15 protein-coding genes are annotated in these 15,616 nt (G+C 69.5%); 7 read left to right on the top strand and 8 right to left on the bottom strand.

The window, feature by feature from the left end:
* Positions 1-12: 12 nt before the first annotated feature.
* Positions 13-1,470 carry a glycosyltransferase gene (locus BLR95_RS02640; protein ID WP_092614953.1) on the bottom strand — a complete coding sequence of 486 codons (1,458 nt, stop codon included), beginning with the start codon at positions 1,468-1,470 and terminating at the stop codon, positions 13-15.
* Between the two features lie 151 nt (positions 1,471-1,621).
* Here BLR95_RS02640 and BLR95_RS02635 point away from each other — a divergent pair, with 151 nt between their 5' ends.
* From BLR95_RS02635 to BLR95_RS02620, 4 genes are all read left to right on the top strand, one after another.
* Positions 1,622-2,560 (top strand): DMT family transporter, encoded by a 939-nt coding sequence (locus tag BLR95_RS02635; protein WP_176787549.1) that lies wholly within the window; start codon positions 1,622-1,624, stop codon positions 2,558-2,560.
* A 70-nt stretch (positions 2,561-2,630) separates the two neighbouring features.
* The gene (locus BLR95_RS02630; RefSeq protein WP_092614946.1) at positions 2,631-2,963 is read left to right on the top strand and encodes a cysteine-rich small domain-containing protein; all 333 of its coding nucleotides are present in this window, start codon (positions 2,631-2,633) and stop codon (positions 2,961-2,963) included.
* 82 nt (positions 2,964-3,045) lie between these two features.
* Entirely contained in the window at positions 3,046-3,543 is a 498-nt protein-coding gene (locus tag BLR95_RS02625) for a YbjN domain-containing protein (RefSeq protein WP_092614943.1), read from the top strand.
* 180 nt (positions 3,544-3,723) lie between these two features.
* Positions 3,724-4,155 carry a hypothetical protein gene (locus BLR95_RS02620; RefSeq protein ID WP_092614941.1) on the top strand — a complete coding sequence of 144 codons (432 nt, stop codon included), beginning with the start codon at positions 3,724-3,726 and terminating at the stop codon, positions 4,153-4,155.
* 25 nt (positions 4,156-4,180) lie between these two features.
* Here the strand turns inward: BLR95_RS02620 and BLR95_RS02615 are convergent, their stop codons facing one another.
* The gene (locus BLR95_RS02615; RefSeq protein ID WP_176787547.1) at positions 4,181-4,777 is read right to left on the bottom strand and encodes a CGNR zinc finger domain-containing protein; all 597 of its coding nucleotides are present in this window, start codon (positions 4,775-4,777) and stop codon (positions 4,181-4,183) included.
* Positions 4,778-4,875: 98 nt separating this feature from the next.
* Here BLR95_RS02615 and BLR95_RS02610 point away from each other — a divergent pair, with 98 nt between their 5' ends.
* Positions 4,876-5,694 (top strand): alpha/beta fold hydrolase, encoded by an 819-nt coding sequence (locus BLR95_RS02610; RefSeq protein WP_092614935.1) that lies wholly within the window; start codon positions 4,876-4,878, stop codon positions 5,692-5,694.
* A gap of 21 nt (positions 5,695-5,715) precedes the next feature.
* Here the strand turns inward: BLR95_RS02610 and rodA are convergent, their stop codons facing one another.
* From rodA to BLR95_RS02580, 6 genes are all read right to left on the bottom strand, one after another.
* The gene (gene rodA, locus BLR95_RS02605) at positions 5,716-6,867 is read right to left on the bottom strand and encodes a rod shape-determining protein RodA (protein WP_092614931.1); all 1,152 of its coding nucleotides are present in this window, start codon (positions 6,865-6,867) and stop codon (positions 5,716-5,718) included.
* Positions 6,864-8,738 carry a penicillin-binding protein 2 gene (gene mrdA / locus BLR95_RS02600; RefSeq protein WP_092614928.1) on the bottom strand — a complete coding sequence of 625 codons (1,875 nt, stop codon included), beginning with the start codon at positions 8,736-8,738 and terminating at the stop codon, positions 6,864-6,866. Before mrdA ends, rodA begins: the two co-directional genes overlap by 4 nt.
* 51 nt (positions 8,739-8,789) lie before the next feature.
* On the bottom strand, positions 8,790-9,320 hold the full coding sequence (gene mreD / locus BLR95_RS02595; RefSeq protein WP_092614924.1) for a rod shape-determining protein MreD: 531 nt from the start codon (positions 9,318-9,320) through the stop codon (positions 8,790-8,792).
* Between the two features lie 25 nt (positions 9,321-9,345).
* Positions 9,346-10,197 carry a rod shape-determining protein MreC gene (gene mreC / locus BLR95_RS02590; RefSeq protein WP_092614921.1) on the bottom strand — a complete coding sequence of 284 codons (852 nt, stop codon included), beginning with the start codon at positions 10,195-10,197 and terminating at the stop codon, positions 9,346-9,348.
* Between the two features lie 70 nt (positions 10,198-10,267).
* Positions 10,268-11,308: a rod shape-determining protein gene (locus tag BLR95_RS02585; protein ID WP_092614917.1), complete on the bottom strand. Its 1,041-nt coding sequence runs from the start codon at positions 11,306-11,308 to the stop codon at positions 10,268-10,270.
* Between the two features lie 383 nt (positions 11,309-11,691).
* A complete protein-coding gene (locus BLR95_RS02580; RefSeq protein WP_092614914.1) occupies positions 11,692-13,257 on the bottom strand; it encodes a 2-isopropylmalate synthase in 1,566 nt (521 codons plus the stop codon).
* 588 nt (positions 13,258-13,845) lie between these two features.
* On the opposite strand from BLR95_RS02580, the gene BLR95_RS02575 reads away from it, so the two are divergent.
* Both BLR95_RS02575 and BLR95_RS02570 read left to right on the top strand, forming a co-directional pair.
* Positions 13,846-14,349 (top strand): hypothetical protein, encoded by a 504-nt coding sequence (locus BLR95_RS02575; protein WP_092614911.1) that lies wholly within the window; start codon positions 13,846-13,848, stop codon positions 14,347-14,349.
* Between the two features lie 25 nt (positions 14,350-14,374).
* Entirely contained in the window at positions 14,375-15,565 is a 1,191-nt protein-coding gene (locus BLR95_RS02570) for a hypothetical protein (RefSeq protein WP_092614908.1), read from the top strand.
* Positions 15,566-15,616 lie beyond the last annotated feature (51 nt).

Genomic DNA, 15,616 nt, shown 5'->3' with positions numbered 1-15,616 from the left:
GGCCAGCCCCCCTTAAGCGGTCTTGATCTTGCGGTAGGCGAAGACGACCATTTTCAGCAACTCCCAGCCATGGGTGAAGCGGCTGATCTGGGTCTCGCCATAGGCCCGGGCCTGATAGCGGATGGGGATTTCGACGATCTTCAGGTTGCGCTTGACCGCCCCGAAGATGAGGTCGAAATCGCCGAAGGGATCGAAGTCGCCGAAGTAGGCGCGGTTGGCGGCGATCTCGTCGTAGTGGCGGCGATAGAGCACCTTGGTGCCGCACAGGGTATCGGTGAAGCGCTGGTTCAGAAGCCAGGTGAAGAGCACCGAGAAGGAGTGGTTGGCGATCAGGTTGAGGAAGCGCATGGCCTCGCGCTCCATCGGGTAGACCAGCCGCGAGCCGTTGATGAACTCCCCCTTGCCGCTGACCAGGGCGTTGTAGAACTTGGGCAGGTCCTCCGGCGGCACGGTCAGGTCGGCATCGAGGATCATCAGCACCTCGCCGCGCGCCGCCTCGAAGCCGGCCCGGACCGCGTCGCCCTTGCCCTTGCCGGGCTGCTTCAGCACCTTGATGTCGCGCCCGGGGTAGGCGTCGCGCACCCGTTCGCATTCCTCGAAGGTGCCGTCCCGGCTGTGGCCCTCGACGAAGAGGATTTCCAGGTCGTCGCAGAAGTCGGGGATGCGCTGGACCGCCGGCTCGATGTTGCCCTTCTCGTTGCGGGCCGGAATGAACACCGTGCACGAGGGCCGCTTCTCGGCCGCAGCGAAGCGCCGCGAACGGGCGATGACGTAGTTGCGAAGACACAGCGCCCGGATGCCCGGCAGGGTGCCCAGGTACTTGTTGATCGGATCGGCCACGCCCTTCAGCCGCAGCGGGATCAACTGGCGCCAGTCGCGGCGGATGACCTCGAAATCGGCCAGCCCCAGCATGGCCGCGATGTCCTCGGTGGAGAGCCAGTTCTCGATGGTCGATGGCATCTTGAGGCCGAACATCTCGCCGCCCCTCAACACCGGCATCCACAGCCGCGCATGGTAGGCGACGATGAGCCGGGTATCGGCGTCGCACAGCCGGTGCAAAAGGCCCAGGGTGCTTTCGATGTCCTCCAGGTCGCCGACCGTGTCGGACAGCACGATGAAATCGAACGGCCCCTCGATGGCGGCCAGATCATCGGCCTTTTCGGCGTCGCCGTGGTGGAACTCCAGCTCCGGATGGCGCTGGCGGGCCTGCTCGATCATGCCCGCCGACAGGTCGATGCCCACCCCGCGCCCCGGCTTCAGGCCGGCCAGCAGGTCGCCGACCCCGCAGCCGATCTCCAGCACCCGCGCCCCTTCGGGAATGGCGAAGCGCAGGAAGCGCAGGTCCTCGGCGTGGAAATAGGCGTGGCGCTCGATCCAGGCGGCGCGTTCCGGCGCCAGGCGGTCCATCAGGGCGGCCAGGCGCTGTTTGCGGGGGCTGACGGGGCTCAAGGAAGGGGTCGGGGCGGCCATGGCGGGTGCGCGTTTCCTGTGCGGGCGTCAAGGGGTTTTCGATGGCGCCGACCATAGCGCCGTGGCGCCCCGGCGGCCAGGGGAAAGCGGCACCACCCCAAGGGTGCGGATGGGCTTGAGCCCCCCGCGCAAAGGGCGCAGGATGCCGGCCATGCCCAGACCAACCCCACGCGACCTGCCTCCCGCCCCCGCCGATCACGCGACACCGCCCGTGAAGGGCCTGCTGTTGATGATCGCCGGGGTGATGTGCCTGCCGGTGCTCGACACCTTCGCCAAGCTTTTGACCGAGAGCGTCTCGGCCGGCGAGGTGGCGGGCATCCGCTTCGTGGTGCAGACCCTGCTTCTCGCCCCGCTGGCCTCGGCGCTGCTCGGGCGGCGGCTGTGGCGACCGGAAAAGCCCCTGCTGCAGGCCATGCGCGGGGTGCTGGTGGCGGGCGCCACGCTGCTCTATTTCGCCGCCCTGAAGGAAATGGCGCTGCCCGACGCCCTGGCCATCTTTTTCGTCGAGCCGCTGATCCTCACCGCCCTGTCGGCCCTGTTCCTGGGCGAGAAGGTGGGCTGGCGCCGCTTCAGCGCGGTCGGCGTGGGGCTGGTCGGGGCGCTGGTCATCATCGGCCCGCAGTTCCAACAGGTCGGCACCACCGCGTTGTTGCCCCTGGGCACCGCCATCTGCTTTGCCGCCTACATCGCCCTGACCCGCCAGCTCGGCGGACGCACCGGGGCGGTGGCCATGCAGTTCTATGCCGGGGTGGCCGGCGCCGTGGTGATGGCCGTCGCCCTGGGGCTGGGCCACGCCGCCGGCATCGAGGCGCTGACCCTGAGCTGGCCCAGTGGCCGTGACTGGGGGCTGATCCTCGGCCTGGGGGTGGCGGCCACGGCGGCCCACCTGCTGATCGTCGCCGCCCTGAAGCATGCCGCCGCCTCGCTGCTCGCCCCGTTCCAGTACCTGGAGGTGGTCAGCGCCACCTTGCTCGGGCTGTTCGTCTTCGGCGACTTCCCGCGCCCCTACGTGTGGCTGGGGATGGCCCTGATCATCGGCTCGGGGCTGTTCGTCTTCTGGCGCGAGCGCCGACTGGCCCGGAGGGGATAAGGGGGATGGCTCTTTCCCCGGCCGGCGCGAGGCCCCAGATTGGTGGCCCACCCTACCCTTCGGAGTCGCCATGCAACCCAAGGACCTGACCCAGAACGAGGGCTTCAAGGGCTTCACCAACCACGACTGCCCCTTCCTGCCCTGCCACGAAGGGGTGCGCGGGCAGTTCAACTGCCTGTTCTGCTACTGCCCGCTGATCGCCTACGAATGCCCCGGACCCTATCAGGTGTTCACCGACAGGAACGGCCTGAAGCGCAAGGACTGCTCGGCCTGCACCCTACCCCACAACGGCTATCGCGGGGCCTGGAACTTCATCCAGAAATGGCTGGAGCGGCCGGTGGTCTGGGACGGCGGCGAACAGACCCGGCCCTATCGCCAGAAACCGGTGCGGAAAAAAGGCTGAACCAGGAGCAGACGGTTCCCCGCCCCCCTGCCCCGGGCTATGCTGCGTCGCGTAGCTGCCCCCTTTTGCGGAGACTTTTCCCATGCGCCTCTGGCTCGCCGCCTTCCTGACCGCCACCGCCTTGATCCTGGTCGGCTGCCCGCCGGTGCGCGGCGAAAGCGTGGTCAAACCGGTCTACGAGGGCATCAGCGGCAGCGAGTTGGTCCAACTGATGCAGGACTGGGGCTACCGGGCCGACCTGGACCAGGACGGCGAGGGCGACCCGCGCATTCAGAGCTCCACCGGCGGCCTGAACTTCGTGGTCCACTTCTACGAGTGCCAACCCGACGGCGCCGAACCAGTTTGCGGCAGCCTGTCGGTGGGTGCGGTGTTCGAGGGCGCCGTCAACCACGGCGTCGACTCCATGAACCACTGGAACGCCCTCAACCGTTTCGGCAAGGCCTACCGGGCCGACAACGGCGACCTGTGGGTGGAAATGGACATCGCCCTGGAAGGCGGGATCAGCGAGGCCAACCTGCGCGACTGGCTGGCCTGGTGGGAGGCGGTGCTGGGCAAGTTCGCCCGGCACATCGACTGGTAGGGCCCGCCCTGGCCTCGGCCCCGGAAGGTGCGGGGCGTAACCCCTTTGCGCCGCCGATCCGGCGGGATTTACCCCTCTGCCCGACTCAACCATGCACCAGCCGGTGGTAGGGTTCATTCTTGCAGGTTGTCTGGGTGCCGCTTGGCAACCGGACCGGCAAGGAGGCAAAGGATCCCACCGATGTCGTTCGATCGTCCGCTTCGTCTGCCGGCGCAAGTTCCGGCCAACACCTCGGCCCAAACCCCGGCCCAAACACCAGAGGTGGTCCGCGAGACGCTGACCTCGCTGGAGGCCAAGCTGTTCGCCCACCGGCCCTGCGGCCGCTTTCCCCTGTGCCTGGGGCGGGAGATGATCAAGGCCTGCCACCGGACCATGGCCGATTCCCGGCTGCGCCACATCGCCCTGGCCGACCCCGACTACATGGACCGCTTCGTCGACGCCCTGACCGGCCACTTCGGCGACTGCTGCGGCCTGGATTGCGAAGTGGCGGCCGATGCCCTGGGTGCCCTGCAGGATGTCATCTGCGCCCTGGAAGCCCTGGCCGATGGGCCCGGGGCACCGCTCTCCCTACCGGGCGACGACAACTCCCGCATCCTGGAAGCGGCCCAGTAACCCAACCCTTCCCGTCTCGCCCCGGTCATTCCCCCCGCCGGGCCCGATGACGCTCGGCCTTGGCCCGGTTGCCGCAGGTTTCCATGCGGCACCAGCGGCGCCCGGCACCACGCCCGTGATCCAGGTACAACCCCGTGCAGCGGCCACACTGGCGCAACCGGGCCAGATCGCCACGCCACAGCAGGTCCTCCACCGCCACACCGAGACGGGCCCGGGGAGTGGCCAGCCCCGCCGTGTCGACGCCAACCTGCCAGCCGGGAGCGGTGCTGGGAGCAGGCGCCAGCACCGCCAATCCCAGCCCCCAGCGCGCCGCCGCGCCCAAGCTTGACAGCCCGCGTCCCGGCACCTCCTCCAGCAACCCCGTCAGATCGCCGTACAGCGCCTCGCGCAGGGCCCACAGTTCGGCCAATTCGGCGGCCTGTGCCTGGGCATCTCCGAGGCCAGCCAACAACGCCGCCTCCTCCCCGGATGCCAACCCGACCCGGAGCGACCAATCCAGGAAGGTCGGCCAATCGGGAATGGCGTTCAGCTCCCGGGTTTTCAGCGCATCGTCCACCGTGTTGACGAAGTCGAGCACCACGTGGCCCCCGAACGGGCCATGCGTCTCCCAGGTGTAGGCCATACGAAGTAACCCCTTTCCAACAATAAGAAGGTTGTCGCCCCGAGCGCCTCGGAGTAACCTCTTTTCCATCTTATCAGGTTATAAGATGGAGATCATCCATGCTCACCCTCGACCAGCGCTTCGACCACCAGGGCCAGACGGTCGCCTGGGGCCATCTGGGCGATGGCCCGCCCCTGGTCCTGGTTCACGGCTTTCCCTGGTCGGCCCAGGCGTGGCGGCGCATCGCCCCGTGGCTGGCCCGCCACCACAGCGTCTACTTCTTCGATCTGTTGGGCTGTGGGCAGTCGCACATGGCCGAGGGGCAGAACGTGGCACCCCAGGTGCAAAATGACCTGCTGGCCGCCCTGATCGCCCACTGGGGGCTGGCCCGGCCGCATGTGGTGGGGCACGACTTCGGCGGCTTGGCCGCCCTGCGTGGCCATTTCATCAACGGCCTGTCCTATGGCCGGCTGACCCTGTTCGACGCGGTGGCGGTGCTGCCCTCGGGCTCGCCCTTCTTTGCCCACGTGCGACGCCACCAGGAGGCCTTCGCCGGGCTGCCCGCCTACGCCCACAAGGCGCTGCTCGAAGCCTACATGCAGGCCGCCGCCCACCGGCCGCTGGGCGACGAGGCCCGCGACCTGTACGCCGCGCCATGGATCGGAGAGGTCGGGCAGGCCGCCTTCTATCGCCAGATCGCCCACGCCAACAGCGCCGCCATCGCCGAGTTGGAACCGCTGTACCGGCGGCTGGACTGCCCGCTGCGGCTGGTCTGGGGGGCGCACGACACCTTCATTCCCCCGGCCCAGGGCGCGCAGTTGGCCCGCCATCTGGGCCTCGACCCGGTTCTCGACACGATCATCAGCGTCCCCGAGGCCGGCCACCTGATTCTGGAGGATGCCCCGGAGGCGGTGGTCGCCGCCCTGCTGGCGGTCTGAGCGCCGCCCCCCAAGGCACGGCTACCCGTGGCGGCCCATCTCCACGTCGCGGTGGACCCACACCGACAGGATCAGCCCGAAGCCGACCATCAGCGACAGCATCACCGTGCCGCCATAGGAGATCAGCGGCAGCGGCACCCCGACCACCGGAATCAGTCCCATCACCATGGCCACGTTGATGAACACGTAAAGGAAGAAGGTGGTCGACACGCCCAGCACCACCAGCCGCCCGAACTGGTGCTGGCTGCGCAGGGCGAACAGGTAGCCATAGACCATGACCAGGGCATAAAGGGCGAGCAGGACCAGCCCGCCGATCATGCCCCGTTCCTCGGCCAGCATGGTGAAGATGAAGTCGGTCTGCCGCTCGGGCAGGAACTCAAGGTGGCTCTGCGTGCCGGCCAGGAAGCCCTTGCCCCAGATGCCGCCCGAGCCCAGGGCGATCTTCGACTGGATGATGTGGTAGCCGGCCCCCAATGGATCACGCTCGGGGTCGAGGAAGGTGCGCACCCGGTTCTTCTGGTAGTCGTGCAGCAACAGGCTCCAGGCCAGCGGCAGGGCGGCCAGGGCGGCGGCCAGCACGACCCCGAACTTCCACAGCCGCACCCCGGCCAGGAAGAAGATCACCCCGGCCCCCATGACCATCATCAACGCCGTCCCCAGGTCGGGCTGGCGCAGCACCAGCACGGCCGGCGCGGCGACCATGAGCAGCGGCACCAGCAGCACCGTCGGGCGGCCCACCTGCTCGATGTCGGTGCCGTGGAAGAAACGGGCCAGGGCGAGGACCAGGACGATCTTCATCACCTCGGACGGTTGCAGGTGGAAGAAGCCCAGGTCGATCCAGCGCTGCGCCCCCATGCCCACGTGCCCCATCAGCTCCACCCCCACCAGCAGGACCAGGGTGGCGGCATAGAGCAGGTAGGCGTAGCGCAGGATCAGCCGGATATCGATCAGGGCGACCGTCAACATCACCCCCAGCCCGACCGCGAAGCGGATGGCATGGCGGCTGGCCCAGGGGTCGAAGCTGCCGTTGCCGGCGCTGTACAGCATGATCACCCCGATGCCCGCGATGACGGCGATGATCAGCACGTACGACCAGCTGATCTGCCACAGCTTCTCGGCAATGGTCATGTCGCCGCGCCGCCAGCGCGGGCGCAGGAACTCGCGTTCGCTCATGCCTTCAGATCTCCCTCGGGACGGCGCGGCGCCGCCGAATCGAGGCGCAGGGTCTCGATCATCACGTCGCGGGCGATGGGAGCGGCTACCGCCGAGCCGCCGCCGCCATGCTCGACCACCACCGCCACCGCATAGCGTGGCTTGTCGGCCGGAGCATAGCAGACGAACAAGGCGTGATCTCGGCGCTCCCAGGGCAGGTCCTCGTTCCTGGTCACCCCGGCCTCGCGCTCGGCCCGGGTGATGCGGCGCACCTGGGCGGTGCCGGTCTTGCCGCACATTTCGCCCAGCTCCTCGGGCAGGGCGGCGCCACGCGCCGTGCCGCGCCGGCCGTGGACCACCTCGTGCATGCCCTGGCGGACCAGATTGAGGCTGTGGCGGCTCACCCCCAGGCTCTCCGGGGTGGCCACCGGGCGCGGCGCCAGATGACCATCGACCATCACCTGGCGGGTCAGCACCGGGTCGACCCGGCGCCCACCGTTGGCCAGGCGCGCCGTCATCAGGGCCAGTTGCAGCGGGGTGGCCAGCACATAGCCCTGGCCAATGCCGGCGATCAGGGTTTCGCCCTGGTGCCAGCCCTCGCCCAGGGTGGCCTGTTTCCAGGCCTTGGTCGGGATCAGGCCGCCGCGCACGCCGCGCAGCACGATGTCGGGCGCGCTGCCCAGACCGAAGCGCCGCGCCATGTCGGCGATGCGCTCGATGCCGGTGCGCTTGGCCACCTCGTAGAAGTAGACATCGCACGACTGGGCCAGCGCCTGGACCAGCGAGACGTGCCCGTGCCCCTGGCGCTTCCAGCAGTGGAAGCGGGCGTTGCCCAGGGTCATGTGACCGGGGCACCAGACGGTCTGCTCGGGCTTGATCACCCCGGCCTCCAGCGCCGCCAGGGCGACCACCATCTTGAAGGTCGAGCCCGGGGCATACTGACCGGCGATGGCCTTGGGCGTCAGCGGGGCGCGGGGGTTGTCGAGCAGGGCCTTCCATTCCTGCGACGACAGGCCCCGGGTGAAGGCGTTGGGGTCGAAGGCCGGGGTCGAGGTCATGGCCAGCACCTCGCCGCTGTGGATGTCCATGACCACGCAGGAGGCGCTTTCCTGGCCCAGCCGGTCGGCGGCGAACTGCTGCAGGTTGATGTCCAGGGTCAGCGCCAGTTGGCCGCCGGGTTCGCCCTCCTCGCGCTCCAGCTCGCGGATCTCGCGGCCCCGGGCGTTGACCTCGACCCGCTTGCTGCCGCTCTTGCCGCGCAGGGCGAGGTCGAATTCGCGCTCCACGCCGGCCTTGCCGATCTTGAAGCCGGGCAACTCGAGCAGCGGGTCGGCCCCGCGGGCCGCCGCCAGATCCTCTTCCGAAACCGCCGCCACGTAGCCCATCAGGTGGGCCATCGCCGGACCGTGCTCGTAGTGCCGGGTCTGGCCCTCGTCGATCAGCACCCCGGGCAGGTCGTGGGCGTTGACCTGGATGCGGGCCATTTCCTCCCAGGTCAGGTTCTCGCGCACCGGCACCGGCACGAAGCTGCGCCGCCGGCCGACCTCGCGCAGCACCCGCTGGCGGTCGTAGTCGGACAGCGGCACGATGCGGGCCAGCTTGCCCAGGGTGGCTTCCAGGTCGACGATGTCCTCGCGCACCACCAGGACGCGGAAGTTCTGCCGGTTGATGGCCAGCTTGATCCCGTTGCGATCGACAATGGGACCGCGTGGCGGCGGCAGCAGCCGGATGTTGATGCGGTTTTCCTCGGCCAGCACGCGGTAGCGCTCGGCCTCGACCACCTGCAGGTAGTACATGCGGCCGACCAGCAGGCCGAACAGACCCAATTGCCCGGCCCCCAGCAGGGCGGCCCGGCGGGTCAGCAGTCGGCCCCGGTCAGAGGTCCGGTCCATAAGGCGCACACACTCCCACTTGGTTGCCCGGTCGCCCGACGGTTTGGGCGATCAGTCGATGTCGTCCTTGACCACGGTGCCGTTCAGGCTGGCCAGCAGCCAGCCGAGCAGCGGGTAGGCGGCCACCGTCATCAGCCAGCCGACGACCACCGGCTCGGCCGGCAGCACGGCGCCGCGCACCAGTCCGGCGCCCAGCCAGCGGACCAGATAGGCCCCCGCCGCGACCACCGCGAAAACCGGCCAGGTGACGGCGAACGGCTTGGCGTGGAACAGGGTGCGCTGACGGCTGATCACGCCATGGGCCAGCAGCAGGGCCAGCGCACCGCTGCCCAACGGGGCGCCGCTCAGGATATCGTCGAGCAGCCCCAGGGCGAAGGCCGAGGCGGCGCCGAACAGGTCCGGCCGGTAGATGGCCCAGTAGTAGACACAGATCAAGCCCAGCATGGGGGCCACCTCGACCAGCCCGGGCACCTGGGTCGGCACCTGGGCCAGCACCAGCAGCAGCACGGCCAGGGCCACCGGCACCTGGCGGCGCAGGAACTGGCTGGTCCGCTGGCCCAGACTGAGGCGCGCCAGACTCATCGACCGACTCCGCCCGGCCGCGCCATCAAGGCGCGCCGGTGCCCAGGCCGGGCAGCCGGTAGTCGATGACCCGCACATACTCCAGCCGGTGGCGTTGGACATAGGGTTCGACGACGACGCTCTTCTCGTCGACCGCGGTGACCACACCGACCGGGATGCCCGGCGGCAGGGCCCCGGCATGGCCCGAGGTGACGACCCGCTCGCCGAGCCCCGGCTGACCCGGGCCGTTCAGGTAGATCAGGCGGGCCCGGTCGCGGTTCTCGCCGACCAGCATGGCGCGCAGCCGGCGGTCGCCGACGAACACCGGAATGCGGCTGTTGATGTCGGTGATCAGCAGCACCCGGGCGGCCCGCCGGCCGACCTCGGTGACCCGGCCGACCAGCCCGCCGCCGGCGACCACCGCCTGTCCCTTGCTCACCCCGTCGCTGGCCCCGGCGTTGAGCAGCAGGCTGTGCACATAGGCCGCGCCACTGTCGGCGATGACCCGGGCGGTGATGCCGCGCGTGCCGGGATCGGGCCTGAAGCGCAACAGGTCCTTCAGGCGGTCGTTCTCGCTTTCCAGGTTCAGTGCCGCCGACTGCCATTTGAGCAGACGGTCGTTCTCCTGGCGCAGGCGGGCGTTCTCCTCGCGCAGTTCGACCAGTTCGCGGGTGTTGCGCACGAAGTCGGCGACCGTGGCGGCGGGACGCGACAGGGCCTCGAGCACCGGGGCGACGCTGTCGGCAACCAGGGTGCGGGCCCGTTCGATGACCACCGTGTCGGCCTTGCCGAGCAGCATCAGCCCGAAGGCCGAAAGGACCAGCAGGATGAACATCGAGCGCTGGGCGAGCGCCCTCAAGGTGCTGATCCGCGTGATCTGTCCGCTCGGCGGCTTCATGCGCTACGCTTCCCTGACGGGGCCCCGATGGCGCTCCAGGCGGCGCTCCAGGCGGCGCGGGCGGGGCCGGTCAGATCATGGTGGAGAGGACGGACTTGTGCTTGTTGATCTCTTCCAGCGCCCGACCGGTCCCCAACGCCACGCAGGACAGCGGGTCGTCGGCGATCGACACCGGCAGCCCGGTGGCGTGGCGCAGCACGTAATCGAGATTGGTCAGAAGGGCGCCGCCGCCGGTCAGCACGATGCCCTTGTCGACGATGTCGGCGGCCAGCTCGGGAGCGGTGTGTTCCAGGGCCACCTTGACCGCCTCTATGATGGCGCTGACCGGCTCGGCCAGACTTTCGGCGATCTGCGCCTCGCTGACCAGCAGCTCCTTGGGCACGCCGTTCATCAGGTCGCGGCCCTTGATCTCCATGGTCCGGCCGTCGCCGTCGGCGGGCGGGCAGGCGCCGCCGATCTCGGTCTTGATGCGCTCGGCCGAGCCCTCGCCGATGAGCAGGTTGTGGGCCCGGCGGATGTAGGAAATGATCGCCTCGTCCATCTTGTCGCCGCCCACCCGGACGGAGCGCGAATAGACGATGCCGCCCAGCGAGAGCACCGCCACCTCGGTGGTGCCGCCGCCGATGTCGACCACCATCGAGCCGGTCGGCTCGGTGACCGGCAGGCCGGCGCCGATGGCCGCCGCCATGGGCTCCTCGATCAGCCACACCTTGCGCGCCCCGGCCGCCTCGGCGCTGACCTGGATGGCCCGCCGCTCGACCGCCGTCGAGCCCGAGGGCACGCAGACGATGATCATCGGGCTGGCGAAGCTGCGCCGGTTGTGCACCTTCCTGATGAAGTGCTTGATCATCTCCTCGGCGACCTCGAAATCGGCGATGACGCCGTCGCGCAAGGGACGGATGGCCTGGATGCTGCCCGGGGTGCGGCCCAGCATCTGCTTGGCCTCGTTGCCCACGGCCAGCACCTGCTTCTTGCCGCGCACCTCGGAAATGGCGACCACCGAGGGCTCGTTGAGCACGATGCCGCGACCACGCACATAGACCAGGGTGTTGGCGGTCCCCAGATCGATCGCCATGTCGGCCGACAGCCAGCCCATCATGCCAGAAAACATGCGCCCTCTCAGAAAGTAAGCCGTACCGCGAAGGTTGCCCCGGCAAGGGGGACGAACCGGTAAGGTGGAAGCCGACGGCGCGGCGGAGCGACTCGCCCAAAGGCCCGGTCCGGTGGCCGGCGCCGCCTCGTCCGCTTGGTTACACCGCCGCCAAGGCCAATGCAACGACTCTCCCCGGCCAGCCGGGTACCCCGACCGGCCCCAGGAGCAGCCCCCGGAAGGCCGTCCCGTCCACCAAGGATAGGCAGTCTAACCCAGGGTGCGTCGGGGATCGATACCATATATTGGGATCGCCGACAGAAATCGGGCCCCCGCCGGCAAGGGCGGGGACCCGGAAGGTTCGGGGCCGGAAGGTCGGGCCCGGAAGGTCGGGCGCCGCGGGATCAGGCGCTGATCGCCGCCGGCGCCTGCTTCTCGCGCTTCACCAGCAGCTTGTTCAGGGCGTTGACGTAGGCCCGGGCGGAAGCGACCAGGGTGTCGGTGTCGGCCCCCATGCCATTGACCGTGCGCCCTTCTTCCTCCAGGCGCACCGTCACCTCGGCCTGGGCGTCGGTGCCGCCGGTGACGGCGTGCACCTGATAGAGCTGCAGGTGGGCATGGATGCCGGTCAGCTCCTTGATGGCGTTGAAGGTGGCGTCCACCGGACCGTCGCCATTGGCGGTCACGGTGGTTTCCGCGCCGTCGATGGCCAGGGTCAGGGTGGCGCTCTGCGGGCGCTTGGTGCCGGCCTTGATCTCCAGATCGACGACCTTGATGCGGTCGTTGCCGCGCATCACCTCGTCATCGACCAGGGCGATGATGTCCTCGTCGAAGACCTCCTTCTTGCGGTCGGCCAGATCCTTGAAGCGGCGGAAGGCATCGCTGAAGGCGTTGTCGCCCAGGGTATAGCCGAGGTCCTTCAGCTTCTCGCGGAAGGCGTGGCGCCCGGAGTGCTTGCCCATGACCAGGTTGGAGCGGCCCAGACCGACGCTCTCCGGGGTCATGATCTCGTAGGTCTGGGCGTTCTTCAGCACGCCGTCCTGGTGGATGCCGCTTTCGTGGGCGAAGGCGTTGGCGCCGACGATGGCCTTGTTGGGCTGCACCGAGAAGCCGGTGATGGCGCTGAGCAGGCGCGAGGTGCGGGTGATCTGCGTGGTGTCGACGCCGGTCACGTAGGGCATGCGGTCCTGACGGGTGCGCAGGGCCATGACGATCTCTTCCATGGCCGCGTTGCCGGCCCGCTCGCCGATGCCGTTGATGGTGCACTCGACCTGACGCGCCCCGGCGCCCACGGCGGCCAGCGAGTTGGCCACGCCCAGCCCCAGGTCGTTGTGGCAGTGCACGCTGATCACCGCCTGATCGATGTTGGGCACGCGGTTCATCAGCATCTCGATCAGGGCCCGGAACTCGTCGGGCACGGTGTAGCCCACCGTATCGGGGATGTTGATGGTGGTCGCCCCGGCGCGGATCGCCGACTCCACGCAGCGGCACAGAAAGTCGTGCTCGGTGCGGGTGCCGTCCTCGGGCGACCATTCCACGTCGTCGGTGAAGTTGCGGGCCCAGCCGACGCTGTCGATGACCGCCTGATGGACCGTCTCGGGGTCCATCTGCAGCTTGTATTTCATGTGCAGCGGGCTGGTCGAGATGAAGGTGTGGATGCGCGGCCGCCGGGCCGGGCGCAGGGCCTCGGCGGCGCGCTCGATGTCGGGCTTGGCGGCGCGGGCGAGGCCGCACACGCCGGCCTTCTCCACCACCTGGGCGACCGCCCGCACGGCCTCGAAATCGCCGTTCGAGGCGATCGGGAAGCCGGCCTCCATGACGTCCACGCCCAGTTCTTCCAGGGCCTTGGCGATGCGCACCTTCTCGTCGAGGTTCATGGAGCAGCCGGGGGACTGCTCGCCGTCGCGCATGGTGGTGTCGAAAATGATGACCCGCTGGGCGTCGCCGGCGGGGGTGGTGCTGTCGGTCATCGGTCAGGGTCCTTCACGTCGGGGGCTGTGAACCGGAAGCGCGTCGCGGGCGATCCCGGCAATGGGCGAAACATGGACGGAGACGACGACGCCCCGAACGGACGACCCCCGGCGGCGCGGCGTCGGGCGGATGCCCGATGGGAAAGGCTGATGGTGGTTGCGGTCATCGACAGCCAGCCCCGCGCCCCGGGACTCACCCCGGGCGGTTGCCCCCTGAACGCCGGTCGCTCCGTTCCTGTCCGAGCCGGACATGGTGGCGGCGCTCAGGGGCGGGCTAGGTGTAGCGACAGGGTGAGGGGCGACAGGGCGGGGGAAGAGGCGCGGGCACGCCGAACCGGCCGCGCGGGGCGGCGGATCATCTCGGCGCTGGCGGGGCGGCTGAACACCCTCAAGGACCCTCTTCCATTGGCGGCGGCCCACGTTGGGAGCCCCGTTGAACCCTGGCAGCGGTCGACCCGGGTGGCCCTGGGCTGACGCGTGTGCCATGCTAACGCGTATGACATGCTAACGCGTGTGCCATGCTGACCGACGGCACGCCCGGAAACGGGCGCGGCTGGTCAGCCCCAGAAGAGAGGATCGAACGGTCGGATGTCAAGAGCCGATTGCAACTCTTCCCCCAGCCGGCGCGCGCCCCTTGCTCCATCGGCCGCCCTGGGCGTCCTGCTGGCCGCCGCCCCGACGGCCGAGGCGGCCGAGAACTTCCGCTGCCCGCCGCCCGAGGGTCTGGTTGCCGTCGACTGGCTGTGGCTGGACCACAAACAACGCCCCTGCATCAATCGCGACCAGTCCTGGTGCGTCGCCCGGGCGCGCTACACCGCCGACATCGTCGGCTCGGCCGGCAGCCGGCCCGAGGTGACCATCACCGAGGAGTACCACCGCCCGCCGCGCCTGTTCGTCGAGGCGCAGACCCAGGCCCCATGGCCGGGCAGGCCCGGCGGCACGCAGTTGGTCTGCCGGTACAGCCAGGACCAGAACATCACCACCTATCTGTTCGAGGTGCGGGCCATGACCGGCTCGCCGGAATGCCGTTTCGCCAACAACGCGCGCGCCTGCCAGGGCCGCGCCGAGGGGTGCATCGCGACCTGTCGATAGCGCCCTGCCCCCGCGGAGGCCCGACATGAGGACGAAACCGCTGCTGGTGCCGGTTCTGGCCCTGTTGGCGGCGCTGACCGCCGGCTGCGAGAAGACCTACCTCTACCACCCGCCCCGGGTGGCGCCGCCCCTGCCGGTCGGTGCCGACGACGTCGAGCTGGCCCGCTGCCCCTACCCGGCCTGCCGGCTGACCCGCGGCCGGGATGGCGCCTACTACCTGTGGGACAGCCGCACCCACCACATCCTCCAGGACCAGAGATCGAGCCGCCTGGAGCTGGCCGAGTTCCGCCGCGCCATGGCCCCGGTGCTGAGGATCGACCCGGACAGCCGCCGGGTCACCGACCGCCTGGACCTGACCGCCGGACGGCCTTCCATCGCCGCCATCAAGGCGCACCATCAAAGCCTCGGCCTGGGCAGCGCGACACTGGCCGGGGCCGAGCGGAGCCGCACCACCTACCGGACCGACACCGGCGACCTCGCCGGCAGCACCAACCGCTGCCTGCCCTGGCGCGCCCACACCGACCCCCGGGGCGCGGCCGATGGCGTGCGTCTGCCCGGCGGCACCTATCGATTGGCCGAGGCGGCCCGGGTGATGGACTGTGTTGCCCTCGCCGAGGGGGCGTGGGTGCTGGTCAAGCGGCCGGGAATGATCAACCTGCAGGTCGCCGTGCCGGACGGGGGGCGGGTGCGCCTGGGGCGCACCCTGTGGTCGGTAAAGGTGCCCGAGGAAACCATCCCGCCGTCGTTCCTCGATGCCCTGTCACCGGCGGTGGCCCAGGGCAGTGACTCCTACTACGTCCACCGGGGAATCCTGAACAGCTTCGCCGACCAGGGCTTCGTGCAACTGGCGGTGAACGTGCTGGACGTGCGGGACCGCGACCAGCCCCGGGTCTGGACGATGCCGGCCCTGCAGCGCCTTGATGCGTATTCCACCGGCCACGGGGCCTATGTGCTGCTCGATCTGGCGGGCCGGGTGATCCTGCAGGCTTCCGACATGGGCCTGCCGCCGGTCGGGCGCGGCTTTGCCTGGACGCCCAACCTCAACCTCGCCCTGCTCACCCGGCGCGGCAACGCCCTGACCTATGAATCGGTGGTGCTGGATCCGCGCACCGGCCGGGTCGAGGACTTTGTCGGCCACTACGTGTTGTCGACCCGCGACAGCCTGATCGTCCACGACGGCACCCACCGGGTCTTTTACCGGATGCCCTTGGACTGAGCCGCCCCTCCGCCACCCGACACCCCCTCCAAAGACAACAGGCCTGCCCGG

Origin of the sequence: Roseospirillum parvum, from assembly GCF_900100455.1 — a bacterium.
Classification (GTDB): Bacteria; Pseudomonadota; Alphaproteobacteria; order Rhodospirillales; family Rhodospirillaceae; genus Roseospirillum; species Roseospirillum parvum.
Note: the sequence above shows the minus strand (reverse complement) of the source record. Positions and strands in the feature narration are given on the sequence as shown.